The organism is Janthinobacterium sp. HH106 (assembly GCF_001758725.1).
Classification (GTDB): Bacteria; Pseudomonadota; Gammaproteobacteria; order Burkholderiales; family Burkholderiaceae_D; genus Janthinobacterium.
This window is the reverse complement of record NZ_LRIC01000056.1, coordinates 138,748-152,803: the sequence shown is the minus strand read 5'-3', so window position 1 is coordinate 152,803 and position 14,056 is coordinate 138,748. Positions and strand designations below refer to the sequence as shown.

The window sequence follows — 14,056 nt, the reverse complement described above, 5'->3', positions numbered from 1 at the left end:
CGCCTGATCGGTGCTTATAACCAGTAATTCATGAAACGGGCCGCCCATTCCTTCATGCGGTCGGAGATGGGCCGGGTTTCCCATTTCGCCTTGGTGATCTCTTCCGAGTCGCGCAAGTCTTCCTGGAAGGCGTTTTCCATTTCCCTGCCGAAGCTGTCGCCCAGCACGATCACGTTCAGCTCGCTGTTGTGCAGGAAGCTGCGCATGTCGATGTTGGTCGAGCCCACCGTCGACCAGGCGCCGTCGATGACGGCCGTCTTGGCGTGCAGCACGGCCAGTTTCAAGTGAAAAATGCGGATGCCGCCGGCCAGCAGCTGGTCGTACAGTGCGTGTCCCGCATGGAACACGAGGCCGCTGTCGGACACGCCGGGCAGCACCACGGTGACGTCCACGCCCCGCTTGGCGGCCGCGACCAGCGCGTCGACCGTCTGCTGGTCGGGCACGAAATAGGCGGACGTGATGTGGATCGATTTTTTTGCTTCCTGGATGGCCAGGATGTAGGCCTTGTAGATTTCAAAGCCGCCTTCCGGCTCGCTGGCCACCACGCGCACCAGCTTGTCGCCCACTTCGGACAGCACGGGGAAATAATTGGCGTCAGGCAAGTCTGCCTGGTCTTGCTGGGCCCAGGTGCGGATGAACAGCCACTGGAAGGCGGCCACGGCCGGGCCTTCCACTTTCACGTGCGTGTCGCGCCAGCCCACGTCCTTCTTGTCGGTGGGCTTCGATTTCGAGCGGAACAGCGAGCTTTTCGCATAGGTATCGCTGATATTGATGCCGCCCGTAAACGCTGTCTTGCCGTCGACGATCAGCACCTTGCGGTGATCGCGGTTGTTGATCTTCCAGTCGTCGCCCTTGAGCTTGGCCGGATTGACGGGGTTGAAGGCCACCAGGTGCACGCCGGCCGCGCGCATGCGCTCAAAAAACGCTTGCGGCACGCCGATGGTGCCCACGCTGTCGTAGATGACGTTGACCGTCACGCCCGCCTGCTGCTTTTCGATCAGCATGTCGGCAAACTTCAGGCCCAGCGGGTCCTGGTCGAAGATATACGTTTCCAGGTTGATGCTGTTCTTCGCTTCGCTGATGGCCTGGAACATGGCGGCCATGGTTTGCGGGCCGTCAAACAGCAGGGTTACCTTGTTGCCCTTGATCAGAGGCACGCCCGTGGCCGCCTCTTCCAGCGCGGCCTGGGTCTTCAAGTCCATGCCGGACTTGGCCCAGCGTTTGTTGAGCAGGGCGGCCCGGCTGTTGACGTTCAGCACGGCGCCCTTGCCCGTGATCACCTTGGGCTTGGCCACGGGTTCGAGGGTGGTGTTGAGGTTCTTGACATTGGGCAGCGAGGCGCATGCAGCCAGGGTCCAGCACAGCAGGAGGGCGGTGAGACAGGGTTGCATGCGCCTAGCGGTCATTTTTGAGCCTTGTTTGTCAGTGACAGGTTTGCCGTATCATCGGCCAGTGCCAGGGGCGGCGGGTTTTTCGAACCAAAGAAGAAGACGATGGGCGAGCGCAGGAAACGCTTGCCCAGGATTTTCAACAATTGCATGCCGTGCTTGAAGCGCACCTGGCGCGAACGCAGGGCTACCCACAGGGCCAGGCCGAAGCTGACCAGCAGGTTGGCCGTGCCGATGGCGAAGATGCCCGACAGCGACTTGACGGCCAGTTGCCAGCTCATATTGTGGTCGAGTCCCACCAGGGCTGTTGCAAAGTTGGCGGCCGAGAAGGTGATGTGGCGGATATCGATGGGCAGGCCGATCAAAAAGCCCAGCGTGCCGATGGAGCCCAGCAAAATACCGAAATAGAAGTTACCCATCAGGCCGCCCAGGTTGTTTTCCAGGTACAGGCCCAGCCGCTGCAAGCGCTCCTGGCCGATCACCCGGCCCAGGCCGCGCAATTGCGCGATGCGCTGCGCCCAGCGCGTGTACAGCGCCTGGTTATCGTAGTAGCCGGAAATCAGGCCGGCCACGAACAGGCACACGCCGGCGATCATGGCGTAGAAGATGGCGGGGCTGCCGATGGGATCGATATCGTGCAGCAGATGCATGGCTTTTTCCGGCGATACCAGGTTGTGCCCCGTGATCGCCTTGTAGCCGAGTGCGATCAGCCACGCCGTGGGGATGGCCGTCGCCAGGTTGCCCAGCACGGCCATGTTTTGCGTGCGGAACACTTTGTTGATCAGTTCCGCCATGCTGTCGAGGTCGATATTCCGGCCATCCTTGCTGTGCAGGCCGGCGGCGATGCGCGAAGCCGTCATGGCCGGCTGCTTGGTGGCCACCGTGAAGTGCAGCAAGTGGATGAACATGAAGCCGATCGAGTAATTCATGCTGAACATGAACGCTTCGACCAGCGGCGCCGAGCGCAAATACGACATCAATATCTTGAACAGGGCCATGAAGCCGATGATCACGCCCGCGCCTGCGGACGAGAGGAACATGGCACCCATTTCGCGGCGGTTTTCCGCGATGTAGTGCTCGCCCGTGCGGCTGGCGTTTTCCGTCACATTGCGCGCCAGCAAGTTGATATTGTCGGAAAACAGGTCGCTGACCTTGTATTTGTGGTTATGCGCGCGTATCAGTTCCAGCGCCAGCCCCACGGCGCCCGCGCGGCGGCGGCTGACGGGCTGCGGGTGCAGCAAGTCCTGCGTGGCGTCGACCGTGATGGCGTCGATGTCCACGTTGTTCGATGCGGGCAGCTCGCCGCTCGTGTCGACGAGGAACAGCAGCTTGCGCAGGCGGTCGATGCTCTGCGCCAGCGCCACCAGTAAATACGTGAGGGGAATGCTGGTGCCCTGGTACAGCGCCTTCTTGCGGATCTTGGCGATGACGGCGTCGCACTGGTCCAGCATCACCAGCAAATGGCGCGCGTCCTCGATGTGCTCGATATCGCCTTGCAGCAGGCTCGAGTAGGCATCCAGGTAGGCGTTCACTTCCGTGTTCTGCACCATGAACGGCGACTGGAACACTTCGATTTCATTGTGGAAACGCGTCAGTTCCGGCTCCAGGCCCATGGCGCAGACGCGGTAAGACAAGGTGCGGATGGCGTCTAGCATCCCTGGCAACATGATATTGCCGTCGCCGACGGCCAGTTCGACCTCGTCGCTGGTGAGCACGTCGAACAGTTCCAGCCAGTCCGTGGCGGGCACGTTGCTGATCCACAAATAATCGGTCTTCAGGTACAGCACCTGGTCGAGCGCGTCGTTCAGGTATTCATCGCCAAGGGCGGGCGGCAGCATGCGGTAGGCGATGCGGCGTTTCAATTCTGTAAAGAAGCCGCTGTTCGACAGCACGCCGATGTCCGTGTACAGGCTGGCGTGGCGGCGTGCGGCCAGCACGCGCAGCACGTATTCGTGCAGGGCGCGCGCCTGGGCGGGGTTACCTTTGAGAAGCTGGCGCAGGGTGCGCACGTTGGCGATCGCGGTAGCGCTGTCGTGGGGGCGCTTGGGACGCAATGAGTTGAATAATTCCACCAGCAAGTCGATATTGCTGGAGTTGGGGTCAATGCGTTCGAGGATAGCTAGCATGCAGAAAAAACGGGCGAGCCGCTGTCGGTAAAACCAGTAGTGTACCGCCTGCGTCAGATCGCGCAACGTTCGCCACCGAACATTGCTTTACGGCAGGGCCTGCAATTCACGCCATTTTGCCGCATATTGCCACAATCATGGCCAATCTTGCGTGTTGTCAGTGTGCGACGTGTTTCTTGGGACTAAGCTGAAGTTTCTGTTGTACAACGCACGGATGGCTGGACAAAAAGCGAGGATAAGGTAACACTTGGATCAGACACACAGCGCATGTCCTGATCAATACCGGGTAGTTTACTTTTCACGTCACCGAGATATTTATCATGAAGACCTCGTATTTTGCGCTTGCTGTGATAGGGATGGGGCCTTTCGCGCTGGGCGCGACGGCCCAGGCTGCCGATGGCGCGGGCAGTGCCGCATCCACCAACGTTGCCGTGTACGGCGTGCTCGACGCGGGCATCGTGGCCGAGCGGGGCTGCGCCGCCGGTTGCGCCGGCACCAAGGTGTCCGGCGGCGTCGCGTCCGGCTCGCGCCTGGGCGTGCAGGGGCGCGAAGCGCTGGGCAACGACGTTTCCGCCGTGTTTACCCTGGAAGCGGGCGTCCAGAACGACACGGGCCAGTCGGACGAGGGCCGCCTGTTCGGCCGGCAAGCCTACGTGGGCCTGGACAGCCGCCTGGGCGCGCTGACCCTGGGGCGCCAGTACAACCTGCAATACCTGGCGCTCACCGACGTGGCCGACCCGTTCAAGGGCGGCATGGCCGGCAGCGCCAGCAACCTGGCCGGCTACAGCGTGAAACGCTACGACAATACCGTCAAATACGTGACGCCCGCCTTGCGCGGCGTGACGGCCAGCGCCATCTACAGCTTCGGCGAGTCGCCGTACAGCAGCGCCAACAACCGCGCATATGGCGCCACCCTCGGCTATTCGTCCGGCGCCGTGAATGTCAGCGTGTCGCACCAGCGCAAGAACAACTTCATCCTCGCCTCCGGCACCTTGCCCGCCATCGACATGTCGTCGCGCAACACCCTGATCGCGGCGAACATCGACCTGAAAGTGGCCACCGCCTTTGCCGCCGTGGGCGTGAACAAGGGCTATGGCAGCTCGCCGTGGGACCCGAACAATGCCTACAGCTCGCTGGCCCTGTCGATGTCGTCGTCCGACAGCCGCGACACCTTGCTGGGCGTGTCCGTGCCCGTGGGCGGTTTCAAGCTGCTGGCCTCGTACGTGCGCAAGGATGACCGCGACCTGGCCAACCGCGACGCCAATCAGGTGGCCGTCGGCCTCACGTATTCCCTGTCAAAACGCAGCGATTTCTACGCGTCCTACGCGAAGATCCACAACAAGAACGGCGCCCGCTACACGGTGGGCAATGCCAGCGATGCGGGGCGCGGCGACGCGGCTTTTAATATGGGCTTCCGTCACGGTTTCTGAGCGGCGGCGGATGGGGCAGGGCACGTTGCTCCCAGCCACTTGCCGTTGCTCGTCACATTCACCTGTTCCGGCGTGCCGCGCGCGCTCGTCGTCACGGCCAGCTGCATGCTGAACGCCTGGTCGCCCGAGAACAGCACCTGGCCTTCGCCGCTCGATTTCGGATTCGCGCACGTGAACGACACCTGCATGCCGCCCGCGATGTCCTTGTTCTTCGAGGTGCAATCGCCGGGCTGGCCCGTGGGAATCTGCTTGCGCGCCGCCATGTCGGGCGTCACGCACGCCGTCACGCGCACGGCGCCGTCGGCGCCCACGGTGGGCATGGCCATGCCGCGGCTGGCCGCCATGCTTTCCAGCTGCTTGCGTTGATCGGGAGGAAGGTTGCCCAGCTGCTGCAGCACCATGGACATGGCATTGTCGGTGGCGGCGTCGGGCGACGCCATCTTGCTGTCGACTTGCCACAGGCCAGGCTTGATGGTGGCCGATGGCGCGGCGGCCATGGCCTGGCTGCCGAATGCGGCGCAAGCGAGCAGGGTCAGGCGTAGCAAAGAATGTTTCATGTGGGCGTCTCCGGAAAAGGCAGACCCCAGCATACGGCATGGCAAGCGGGGCACGCTTGCCATTGTGTTACAAACTGTGATCGGGCTCGATGCGGCGCACGTCCACGCTGGCGATGCGGCGCTCGTCGGCCTCGAGGATTTCATAGCGCAGATCGTCGAGTTCCAGCACTTCGCCCACGGCAGGCATGTTTTCGAAATGCGCCAGCAGGAAGCCGGCCAGCGAGTTGTACTCGCCGTCTTCGCTGACCAGGGTTTCCGTCTCGAATACTTGCTCCAGGTAATGCAGGTCCGTCGCGCCGTCGATGCGCCAGTGGCCGGGACCGAGCACTTCCACGTCCGGCTGCTCGTCCTCGTCGGGGAATTCGCCGGCGATGGCTTCCAGGATATCGATTGGCGTGAGCACGCCTTGCACGGTGCCGAACTCGTCTACCACCAGCACCAGCTGGCCGCGCGAGCGCTTCAGGGTCTCCATGGCTTTCAGCACGCCGGCCGCTTCCGGCACGACGACGGCTTCGCGCATGCTGGCCGGGTCGATCTTGCCGCGCGAGACGAGGTCCTCGATCAGGTCCTTGCTGCGCGCGATGCCGACCACATTGTCGAGGTCATCATTGCAGACAGGAATCATGCTGTGCGGCGTGTCGCGCAGCAATTGCAGCATCTTGTCGCTGCTGTCGTTCAGGTTGACCCAGGAGACGTCGCCGCGCGGCGTCATCACGGAACGGATCGAGCGTTCGGCCAGGGTCAGCACGCCGCTGACCATGTTGCGCTCTTCCACACCGAAGGCGGAGACGTCGGGCAATTCCTTGACTTCGTGCTCTTCCACGGCTTCGCGGCCTTTGCGCCCGCCCAGCAGGCTCAGCACGGCTTGTGCCGTGCGGTCGCGCAGCGGGGCGTTCGACTGCAGCTTGAGGAAGTTGCGGCGCGCCAGCTGGTTGAAGAACTCGATGACGATCGAGAAACCGATGGCGGCGTACAGATAGCCTTTCGGAATGTGGAAGCCCAGGCCTTCGGCCACCAGGGACAGGCCGATCATCAGCAAAAAGCTCAGGCACAGCACGACGACGGTGGGATGGGCGTTGACGAAGCGCGTCAGCACCTTTGAGGCCAGCATCATGACGACGATGGAAATGACGACGGCCGCCATCATCACGTACAGGTTTTCCACCATGCCGACGGCCGTGATGACGGCGTCGAGCGAAAAGACGGCGTCGAGCACGACGATCTGCGCCACCACGAGGCCGAAGCCGGCGTAGACTTTCGGTCCCGTCTGGGCATGCGTGACGCCTTCGAGGCGCTCGTGCAGCTCGCTGGTGGCCTTGAACAGCAGGAACAGGCCGCCGATGAGCAGGATCAGGTCGCGCCCCGAAAACGAGAAGGCCCATATGGAAAACAAGGGCGTCGTCAGGGTGACCAGCCAGGAAATCAGCGAGAGCAGGCCCAGCCGCATGACGAGGGCCAGGGTCAGGCCCAGCACCCTGGCCTTGTCGCGCTGGTGCGGCGGCAGCTTTTCGGCCAGGATGGCGATGAAAATCAGGTTGTCGATACCCAGTACGATTTCCAGTACGACCAGCGTCAGCAGGCCGACCCAGATTGTCGGGTCAAATAACCATTCCATGTGTGTAACCTTGTAAAGTCAGTAAGTATCAAGCTTGCCTGGCGGCCAGTGCCCCAGGGAATCGTGTTGCTATTGCGTGATGTGGCGGCGGACGCGCGGCGGCCGGGTGGCCTGCCGCGCGTCCGCTTCGGCAAGTGCCCCCGGTCCCGCTTGCCAAATGATGGCGCAAAACGGCGCCGCCTGGCGCGAGGTCGGGTATAGCGTGATGGGGTCGTTGTCGCATTCGTCGGCGTCGCAGCTGTCGCCGGGCAAGCCCGCATGGGCGCCGGGGTCAAGGCAATCGGCGACAAAGGCAGGCGTGGCAGTAGTGCCGGCCGCGACTGCATGCTGGAATGGGGAAGGGCTGGCGTCAGCCATGCTGGCGAACGCCTGGGGTAAGGCAATGAAGACAAAAAGGCAGAGCAGGACGAGAGCTCGTCTCATATACAGGCAGATAGTTCCGGAACTGTGGAGTATAACACGCGCACATAACAGCCCGATGACAGGCACTTGCGTAACTGACAAGCATGACGTAAATTGCGAGAGCAATGATTTCCCTGGGCAGCGAAGACGCAGCGTGGGTCCATGGCAATTCTTGCATTCGTATTCCATTGCGCCCGCTTTTGCGCTTGTCTAATAACGTAGTGCTACCAGGACTCCGATTTGAAACCAATTACCGCCCTCCTGCTTGCCGCCGGCATCCTCTCGCCGTCGTTCATCCTGGCCGCCACCCCGGTCGAAGCCGCGCCGATTCAGAAAACCGGCAAGGCCGCATCGAACCGTGCCGCCGCCGTCAAAGTCACGTCCGTCGAAGGCATCACCGAATACCGCCTGGCCAATGGCTTGCGCGTGCTGCTGTTCCCGGACGCCAGCAAGCCGACCCTGACCACCAACATCGTCTACCTGGTCGGTTCGCGCCATGAAAACTACGGCGAAACGGGCATGGCCCACTTGCTCGAGCACTTGCTGTTCAAGCCCAGCGCCAACTTCGGCGTCAGGAAGGGCACGAAAACCCCCGTCGAGATCCTGAACTCGACAGGGGCCGATTTCAACGGCACCACCTGGTACGACCGCACCAATTACTACGCCACCTTCCCCGCCAACGACGACAACCTGCGCCAGATGCTGGCCATGGAAGCGGACCGCATGGTCAACGCGGCCATCGACCAGAACGATCTGTGGAATCCGAAGACGCAGAAGGGCGAAATGACGGTCGTGCGCAACGAGTTCGAAATGGGCGAGAGCGACCCGATCGGCGTGACCAGCGAACGCATCCAGGCCGTTGCCTACGACTGGCACAACTACGGCAAGTCGACCATCGGCGCCCGTTCCGACATCGAACAGGTCAACATTCCCCGCCTGCGAGCGTTTTACCATAAATATTATCAGCCGGATAACGCCGTGCTGATGGTGGCGGGCCGCTTCGATGAAGCGAAGGTGTTGAAGCAGATCAATGAACTGTTCGGCAAGATCCCGAAACCGACGCGCGTGATCGAACCGACCTACACGGCCGAACCCGTGCAGGATGGCGAGCGCGCCGTGACGGTGCGCCGCAGCGGCGGCACGCAGTTCGTCGGCGCCGGCTACCACGTGGCGCCGTCCGGCAACCCGGACGCTGTCGCCATCGAGGTGCTCGGTCACGTGCTGACGGACGCGCCCGCCGGCCGTCTGCACAAGGCGCTGGTGGAAACCAAGCTGGCCAGCAAGATCGAATACAACTCGGTGAGCAATCTGGAGCCGGGCTACAACCTGTTCGGCGCCCTGGTGCCCGTCGATGGCAACCTCGACGCGGCGCAAGCGGCCATGCTGAAAGTGCTGGAAGACTTGAAGTCGCAGCCGGTCACGGATGCGGAAGTGGCGCGCGTGAAACAGCAGCTGAACAAGCAGGTCGAACTGATCACGTCGAATACGGCGCGCATGACGATCGCCCTGACGGAGTCGCTGGCGGCCGGCGACTGGCGTCTGTTCTTCCTGCAGCGCGACCAGCTCGACAAGCTGACGACGGCGCAGGTGCAGGCGGCGGCCGAGAAATACCTGAAGAGCTCGAACCGCACCCTGGGCCGCTTCATCCCCACCGATGCGCCGGACCGTACCGTTGTGCCGGCCTATGCCGACGTGGCGCCGCAACTGGCCGGCTACACGGGCCGCGCCGTCGTGGCGCAGGGCGAAGCGTTCGACCCCAGTCCCGACAATATCGAAGCGCGCACCACGCGCTTTACCTTGCCGAACGGCTTGAAGGGCGCCTTGCTGCCGAAGAAAACCAAGGGCAATACCGTCAGCGTCGTGTTGAAACTGCAGCTCGGCAGCGAAGAGAGCCTGCGCGGCAAGGGGCAAGTGGGCAGCTACACGGCCAGTCTGTTGTCGCGCGGCACGGATAAACTGTCGCGCCAGGAAGTAAAGGACAAGTTCGACCAGCTGGGCATGCAAGTAGCCATCTCCGGCGGCGCCGAAGGCGTGACCGCCATGCTGACGGGCAAGCGCGAGAACTTGCCTGCCGCCATGGACCTGCTGGCGCAAGTGCTGCAAAAGCCGGCCTTGAACGAAACGGAATTTCTGGAATTGCAGCGCGAGCGCGTCGGCCGCGCCGAGCAGGAATTGCCTGAGCCGCAGCCGCTGGCCGTGAACGCCTTCCGCCGCCTGCTCGACGCCACGCCGGAAGGCCATGTGCGCCACGTGGCCACCTTGCCGGCCGAACTGGCACAATGGAAAGCCATCAAGGTTGCCGATGTGAAAGCCTTCCATGGCGCCTATTATGGCGCGTCGAACGCCACGTTTGCCGCCGTGGGCGACTTCGACCCGGCCGCGCTGAAGGCGCAAGTGGCCAGCCTGTACGGCAGCTGGAAGACGCAGCAGCCGTATGTGCGCATTCCCGATGCCGTTAAGCCTGTGAGCGGCGAGAAAGTCACGCTGGAAACGCCGGACAAGGCCAACAGCGTGCTGTTCGCCATCCAGCCGATTCCCCTCAAGGATGACGCCGCCAGCTATCCGGCCTTGCTGATCGCCAATCACATGCTCGGTGGCGGCGCCTTGCGCAGCCGCCTGGCCGACCGCATCCGCCAGAAGGAAGGCCTGTCGTACGGCGTCGGTTCGCAAGTGAGCGTGCCGTCGCGCGAGCCGGCCGGCTACTGGATGGCGTATGCCATCAGCGCGCCGCAAAACACGGTCAAGGTGGAAGCGGCCCTGCGCGAGGAAATCGCCAAGGCGCTGGCCGACGGGTTCTCGGAAGCGGAACTGGCCGAGGCGAAAAAGGGCTGGCTGCAATCGGAAGAAGTAAGCCGCACGCAGGACAGCGCTCTGGCCAGCGGCCTCGCCAGCTACCTGGCGCAAGACCGTACCATGGCTTACGACAAGGACCTGGAAGCGAAAGTGGCCGCCTTGACGCTGGCGCAAGTGAACCAGGGCCTGCGCGAATACCTGAAGCCATCGGCCGTCTCGATCGTGACGGCGGGCGACTTTGCCAAGGTGGCGAAAGAGGGCGACAGCGGCGCCAAGGCAACGACGTCGAAATAAGCTACTTCAAAATAAGCTGCTTTAAATGGAAAAAAACCCGTTGGCAAGTGACCTTGCCGGCGGGTTTTTTTACGATCTTGATTTTGATGTCAACGTCCCGACACCGAACAAAACCGTAGCGAGCGGAAGGGAGAGGTGGCCGAGAAGCGCAACCGTACTCTGGTACGGTGAGCATCGCAGGCCGCCTATACCGACGCGCAGTAGGTTTGGTTCGGTGTTACCCCCGTGGGGCTAGCTCTGCTACGTAAATTTCGACGCGGCGATTGCGTGCGCGTCCGGCCGCATCCGCATTCGAGGCGATCGGCTCGCGGGCGCCGCGGCCTTCCGTGACGACGCGCGTCGGCGAGACGCCGCGCATGGCCAGGTAGTCGCGCGTGTGGGCCGCGCGTTCCACCGACAGCGGTTCGTTGATGGAATCGCTGCCCGTGCTGTCCGTATGGCCGATGATGCTGACCGTGGTGTTCGGGTTTTCGTTCAGGGTGGCGGCAAAGCGGTCGAGGATGGGGCGGAAGTTACCCTTGATGTCGGCGCGGTTGGTATCGAAGGAAATGTCGCTCGGGATTTCCATTTTCAGGCGGTTATCGGCCGTTTGCGACACTTGCACGCCTGTGCCCTGTGTCGCTTGCTCCATCGCGCGCTTCTGGTTTTCCATGCGGTTCGACCAGATATTGCCGACCACGGCGCCAGCTGCGGCACCGATCAGCGCGCCGCCGGCCGTGCGGCCGCTGCTGCCGCCACCGGTGGTGCCGCCGATCAAGGCGCCCAGGCCCGCGCCGATGCCGGCGCCCGTGGCCGTGCCACGTTGCGTCGAGGACATATCCGCGCAGCCGGTGGCGGCCAGTGCGATCACCAGCATACCGATCAGGGATGTGGCGCCAGGGCCTTTTTTGAATGCTTCTTTCATGGATTTTCTCCTTGTTTTGTTATTGGGACATACCCAGGAATTACCTGCACACGTTACTGCAAAATGCCGCAGTGTGCCAGTGCGCGCACGCTGTACGCAAAAGGCGGAAAAAGGGCGGCGCCCGTTTGCACGCGCGCCGCCCCTGTCTGGCCAATGGAGTGGCCTCTATAAACCGCGCCCGCTGATCAGACGCAACAGGATCATGATGACTGCCACCACCAGGAGGATGTGGATGAAGCCGCCAATGGTATAGGAAGTTACCAGGCCCAGCAGCCAAAGAATAATGAGTACGACGGCGATTGTATACAGCATGATGTGTCCTCCGAGAGTAATGTGTGGATGACGGCGGCTGCCTTGGCCTTGCGCCGTCATCAGTTTTTGTCATTGCGCAGCGACCGGGTCGCTGAACGCTTATGCCATGACTAAGTGTCTACTTTGTTTTCATTGTGTTCTGTACGCTGTCGTACACAAGGCTCAACTAGCGGGAGCGGTCGGCGTGTTCATCGGCCATGCCCGGTATCCAGGCCAGCATGCCGGCCATGCCGACGGCGCCGGCCAGGCAGCTGACCATGCCGCCGGTCAACAGCAGCATGACGCCAAACACGGGCGCGCTTGTTTGCACGGGCGCCAGATCCAGCGCGCAAAAGCCCAGCGCCGTGGCCAATATGCCGCCACCGATAAAGCCGAGCCAGATCCGGTGACTGTTTGTCTTGTCGTTTTCCATCGCACCTCCTTGAAGATATTCGTTGAACTTTCTTGAATGCATCATCTCGCGGGACGGCAAACTCATCTGTACGCCAACGAACATTGTCAAAAAGAAAACGCCCGGACAGGCCGGGCGTGTGTTGAATTTGCAACTCATCGCGGCAGCGGCGGCGCCGCGCTCCGCTTAGCCCATGGCGCGCAAGCCGCCGTTGACGACGCGCACGCGGTCGCCCTGGCGCCAGTTCGGCGCGGCGCTCTGGTGCACGGTGCGCGTCTTGCCGTTATCGAGGCGCACGACGATGTTGTAGCTGCGCGTGGCGCGCACGCTGCCTTCGATCTGATTGCCGGCCACGGCGCCGCCTACGGCGCCCAGCACGGTGGCCAGCTGCTTGCCGTGGCCGCCGCCGACCTGGTTGCCCAGCAAGCCGCCGACGACGGCGCCGCCGGCCGCGCCCACGCCGCTGCCTTCGGCGCGCGTATTGACTTCATGGATGGCTTCGATCACGCCGCAGTTGCTGCACACTTGCGGCGTCGGGGCAGCCGCGTATTGCTGTTGCGGTTGCTGCTGGGGCTGCGGCTGGCGCACTGGCTGTTGCTGCTGTTGCTGCTGAGGCGGCAGAGCGGCCAGCGGCTGCGCACCGGCGGGCTGCAGGTTCGCTGGCGGCTGGTTCGCCTGCAGGTTGGCCATCTGTTCGGCCGAAGTGCCGGCTGCCAGTGGCTGCGCGTCGCTCTGGGACGAAGGCAGCCAGCCCATCAGGGCCGCCGTGCCCACGCCGCAGAACAGCAGGACGGCGACGGCGGCGGCAAGTACCAGCGGATGGAGGGATTTGGTGGTGGTGGTCATGGAAAGCTCCTGTTTTTTAAAATAATGAAATGGGTAGTGCGTGTTATCCGTGCGATTCGCGTGTATTGCCAGTGTGCTGTGCCGCTTGCTTCGCTTCCGTGCGTCACCGTACATACATGGGCGGTACTGCACCGTAGGCTAAGTAAAAATTATGTCGAGTTGTAACGACACCAAGGAAAAGCAATGCCACTAACGAACGCCAGCATGACCCTGTCCCGCGATACAGGCCGATCCGGCCTGGGGTCGTCCGTGGGCGCGCCTGACGCCGGCAACCGCTTGCTGGCCAGCCTGCCCGAGCACGATTTGCGGCACTTGACGGCGTTGTTCGATACGGTCACGGTCGAGGTAGGCGAGGTGCTGTACGAACCGGGCCAGCCTATCGGCCACATTTATTTCCCCCGCGACTGCCTGATCTCGCTGTTGGCCGTGGCGGAAGGCCGCATGACCCTGGAAGTGGGCTCGGTCGGCCGCGAAGGCGTGCTGGGCGCGTCCGTCGCGCTCGGTCATGACCTGGCGCAAGTGCGTGCCGTGGTGCAACGTTCCGGCATGGCCAGCCGCATCGCGCGTGCCGATTTCTGCGCCGAGTTCGCGCAGCTCGAGTCCCTGCAGCGCTTGCTGTACCGCTACACGGATACCCTGCTGGCGCAAGCCATCCAGATTGCCGTGTGCAGCCGCTTCCACGTGCTCGAGGCGCGCCTGGCCCGTTCGCTGCTGATCACGCGCGACCGCCTGCAATCCGAAAAATTTCACCTCACGCATGAATTCCTCGCCCATACCCTGGGGGTGCGGCGGGTCGGCGTGACCAAGGCAGCGAGCGCGCTGCAACAGCAAAAACTGATTACTTACAGCCGCGGCAATATCGAAATCCTTGATTCCGCCGGCCTGGAAGCTGTCTCCTGCCGCTGTTACGAGCTGGTCAAGGACAGCGGCACCATCGGCATGGCCAACGTCTTCGTCTGACTTTCCTCGCTTGCCTTGCATCAGGCTTGCCCTCATCC

The 14,056-nt window shown here is 62.7% G+C and carries 12 protein-coding genes; 3 read left to right on the top strand and 9 right to left on the bottom strand.

The window, feature by feature from the left end; genetic code table 11:
• Positions 1-14 precede the first annotated feature (14 nt).
• Positions 15-1,406, bottom strand: a complete 1,392-nt coding sequence (gene cls, locus JAB8_RS21640; RefSeq protein WP_070291351.1) for a cardiolipin synthase — start codon at positions 1,404-1,406, stop codon at positions 15-17.
• Complete coding sequence (locus JAB8_RS21635; RefSeq protein WP_070225020.1) at positions 1,403-3,514, bottom strand: site-specific recombinase; 2,112 nt, start codon at positions 3,512-3,514, stop codon at positions 1,403-1,405. The genes cls and JAB8_RS21635 overlap by 4 nt, the downstream gene beginning before the upstream one ends.
• Before the next feature lie 320 nt (positions 3,515-3,834).
• Between JAB8_RS21635 and JAB8_RS21630 the strand changes: the two genes are divergently transcribed.
• Complete coding sequence (locus JAB8_RS21630; RefSeq protein ID WP_070291350.1) at positions 3,835-4,944, top strand: porin; 1,110 nt, start codon at positions 3,835-3,837, stop codon at positions 4,942-4,944.
• On the opposite strand, the gene JAB8_RS21625 is transcribed toward JAB8_RS21630, so the two are convergent.
• The 3 genes from JAB8_RS21625 to JAB8_RS21615 all read right to left on the bottom strand — a co-directional run bounded on the left by JAB8_RS21625 (position 4,932) and on the right by JAB8_RS21615 (position 7,473).
• Complete coding sequence (locus JAB8_RS21625; protein ID WP_070291349.1) at positions 4,932-5,501, bottom strand: DUF3617 domain-containing protein; 570 nt, start codon at positions 5,499-5,501, stop codon at positions 4,932-4,934. The genes JAB8_RS21630 and JAB8_RS21625 overlap by 13 nt on opposite strands.
• A 67-nt stretch (positions 5,502-5,568) precedes the next feature.
• Positions 5,569-7,116, bottom strand: a complete 1,548-nt coding sequence (locus JAB8_RS21620; RefSeq protein ID WP_070224904.1) for a TerC family protein — start codon at positions 7,114-7,116, stop codon at positions 5,569-5,571.
• A 69-nt stretch (positions 7,117-7,185) separates the two neighbouring features.
• Positions 7,186-7,473, bottom strand: coding sequence for a hypothetical protein (locus JAB8_RS21615; RefSeq protein ID WP_139143125.1), 288 nt, complete (start codon positions 7,471-7,473; stop codon positions 7,186-7,188).
• Between the two features lie 285 nt (positions 7,474-7,758).
• On the opposite strand from JAB8_RS21615, the gene JAB8_RS21610 reads away from it, so the two are divergent.
• A complete protein-coding gene (locus JAB8_RS21610; RefSeq protein ID WP_070291347.1) occupies positions 7,759-10,605 on the top strand; it encodes a pitrilysin family protein in 2,847 nt (948 codons plus the stop codon).
• A 217-nt stretch (positions 10,606-10,822) separates the two neighbouring features.
• On the opposite strand, the gene JAB8_RS21605 is transcribed toward JAB8_RS21610, so the two are convergent.
• From JAB8_RS21605 to JAB8_RS21595, 4 genes are all read right to left on the bottom strand, one after another.
• Positions 10,823-11,509, bottom strand: a complete 687-nt coding sequence (locus JAB8_RS21605; RefSeq protein ID WP_070224907.1) for an OmpA family protein — start codon at positions 11,507-11,509, stop codon at positions 10,823-10,825.
• Between the two features lie 165 nt (positions 11,510-11,674).
• Positions 11,675-11,821, bottom strand: a complete 147-nt coding sequence (locus JAB8_RS29220; RefSeq protein WP_121670992.1) for a lmo0937 family membrane protein — start codon at positions 11,819-11,821, stop codon at positions 11,675-11,677.
• 166 nt (positions 11,822-11,987) lie between these two features.
• The gene (locus JAB8_RS21600) at positions 11,988-12,233 is read right to left on the bottom strand and encodes a hypothetical protein (RefSeq protein ID WP_070224908.1); all 246 of its coding nucleotides are present in this window, start codon (positions 12,231-12,233) and stop codon (positions 11,988-11,990) included.
• Between the two features lie 165 nt (positions 12,234-12,398).
• Complete coding sequence (locus JAB8_RS21595; protein ID WP_070291346.1) at positions 12,399-13,058, bottom strand: glycine zipper 2TM domain-containing protein; 660 nt, start codon at positions 13,056-13,058, stop codon at positions 12,399-12,401.
• 183 nt (positions 13,059-13,241) lie between these two features.
• Between JAB8_RS21595 and JAB8_RS21590 the strand changes: the two genes are divergently transcribed.
• Positions 13,242-14,018 (top strand): Crp/Fnr family transcriptional regulator, encoded by a 777-nt coding sequence (locus JAB8_RS21590; protein WP_083287389.1) that lies wholly within the window; start codon positions 13,242-13,244, stop codon positions 14,016-14,018.
• Positions 14,019-14,056: the final 38 nt, after the last annotated feature.

Coding starts and splice junctions, on each gene's coding strand:
- cls (WP_070291351.1), bottom strand. CDS start 1,406: ATGACCGCTAGGCGCATGCAACCCTGTCTCACCGCCCTCCTGCTGTGC.
- JAB8_RS21635 (WP_070225020.1), bottom strand. CDS start 3,514: ATGCTAGCTATCCTCGAACGCATTGACCCCAACTCCAGCAATATCGAC.
- JAB8_RS21630 (WP_070291350.1), top strand. CDS start 3,835: ATGAAGACCTCGTATTTTGCGCTTGCTGTGATAGGGATGGGGCCTTTC.
- JAB8_RS21625 (WP_070291349.1), bottom strand. CDS start 5,501: ATGAAACATTCTTTGCTACGCCTGACCCTGCTCGCTTGCGCCGCATTC.
- JAB8_RS21620 (WP_070224904.1), bottom strand. CDS start 7,116: ATGGAATGGTTATTTGACCCGACAATCTGGGTCGGCCTGCTGACGCTG.
- JAB8_RS21615 (WP_139143125.1), bottom strand. CDS start 7,473: ATGGCTGACGCCAGCCCTTCCCCATTCCAGCATGCAGTCGCGGCCGGC.
- JAB8_RS21605 (WP_070224907.1), bottom strand. CDS start 11,509: ATGAAAGAAGCATTCAAAAAAGGCCCTGGCGCCACATCCCTGATCGGT.
- JAB8_RS29220 (WP_121670992.1), bottom strand. CDS start 11,821: ATGCTGTATACAATCGCCGTCGTACTCATTATTCTTTGGCTGCTGGGC.
- JAB8_RS21600 (WP_070224908.1), bottom strand. CDS start 12,233: ATGGAAAACGACAAGACAAACAGTCACCGGATCTGGCTCGGCTTTATC.
- JAB8_RS21595 (WP_070291346.1), bottom strand. CDS start 13,058: ATGACCACCACCACCAAATCCCTCCATCCGCTGGTACTTGCCGCCGCC.
- JAB8_RS21590 (WP_083287389.1), top strand. CDS start 13,242: ATGCCACTAACGAACGCCAGCATGACCCTGTCCCGCGATACAGGCCGA.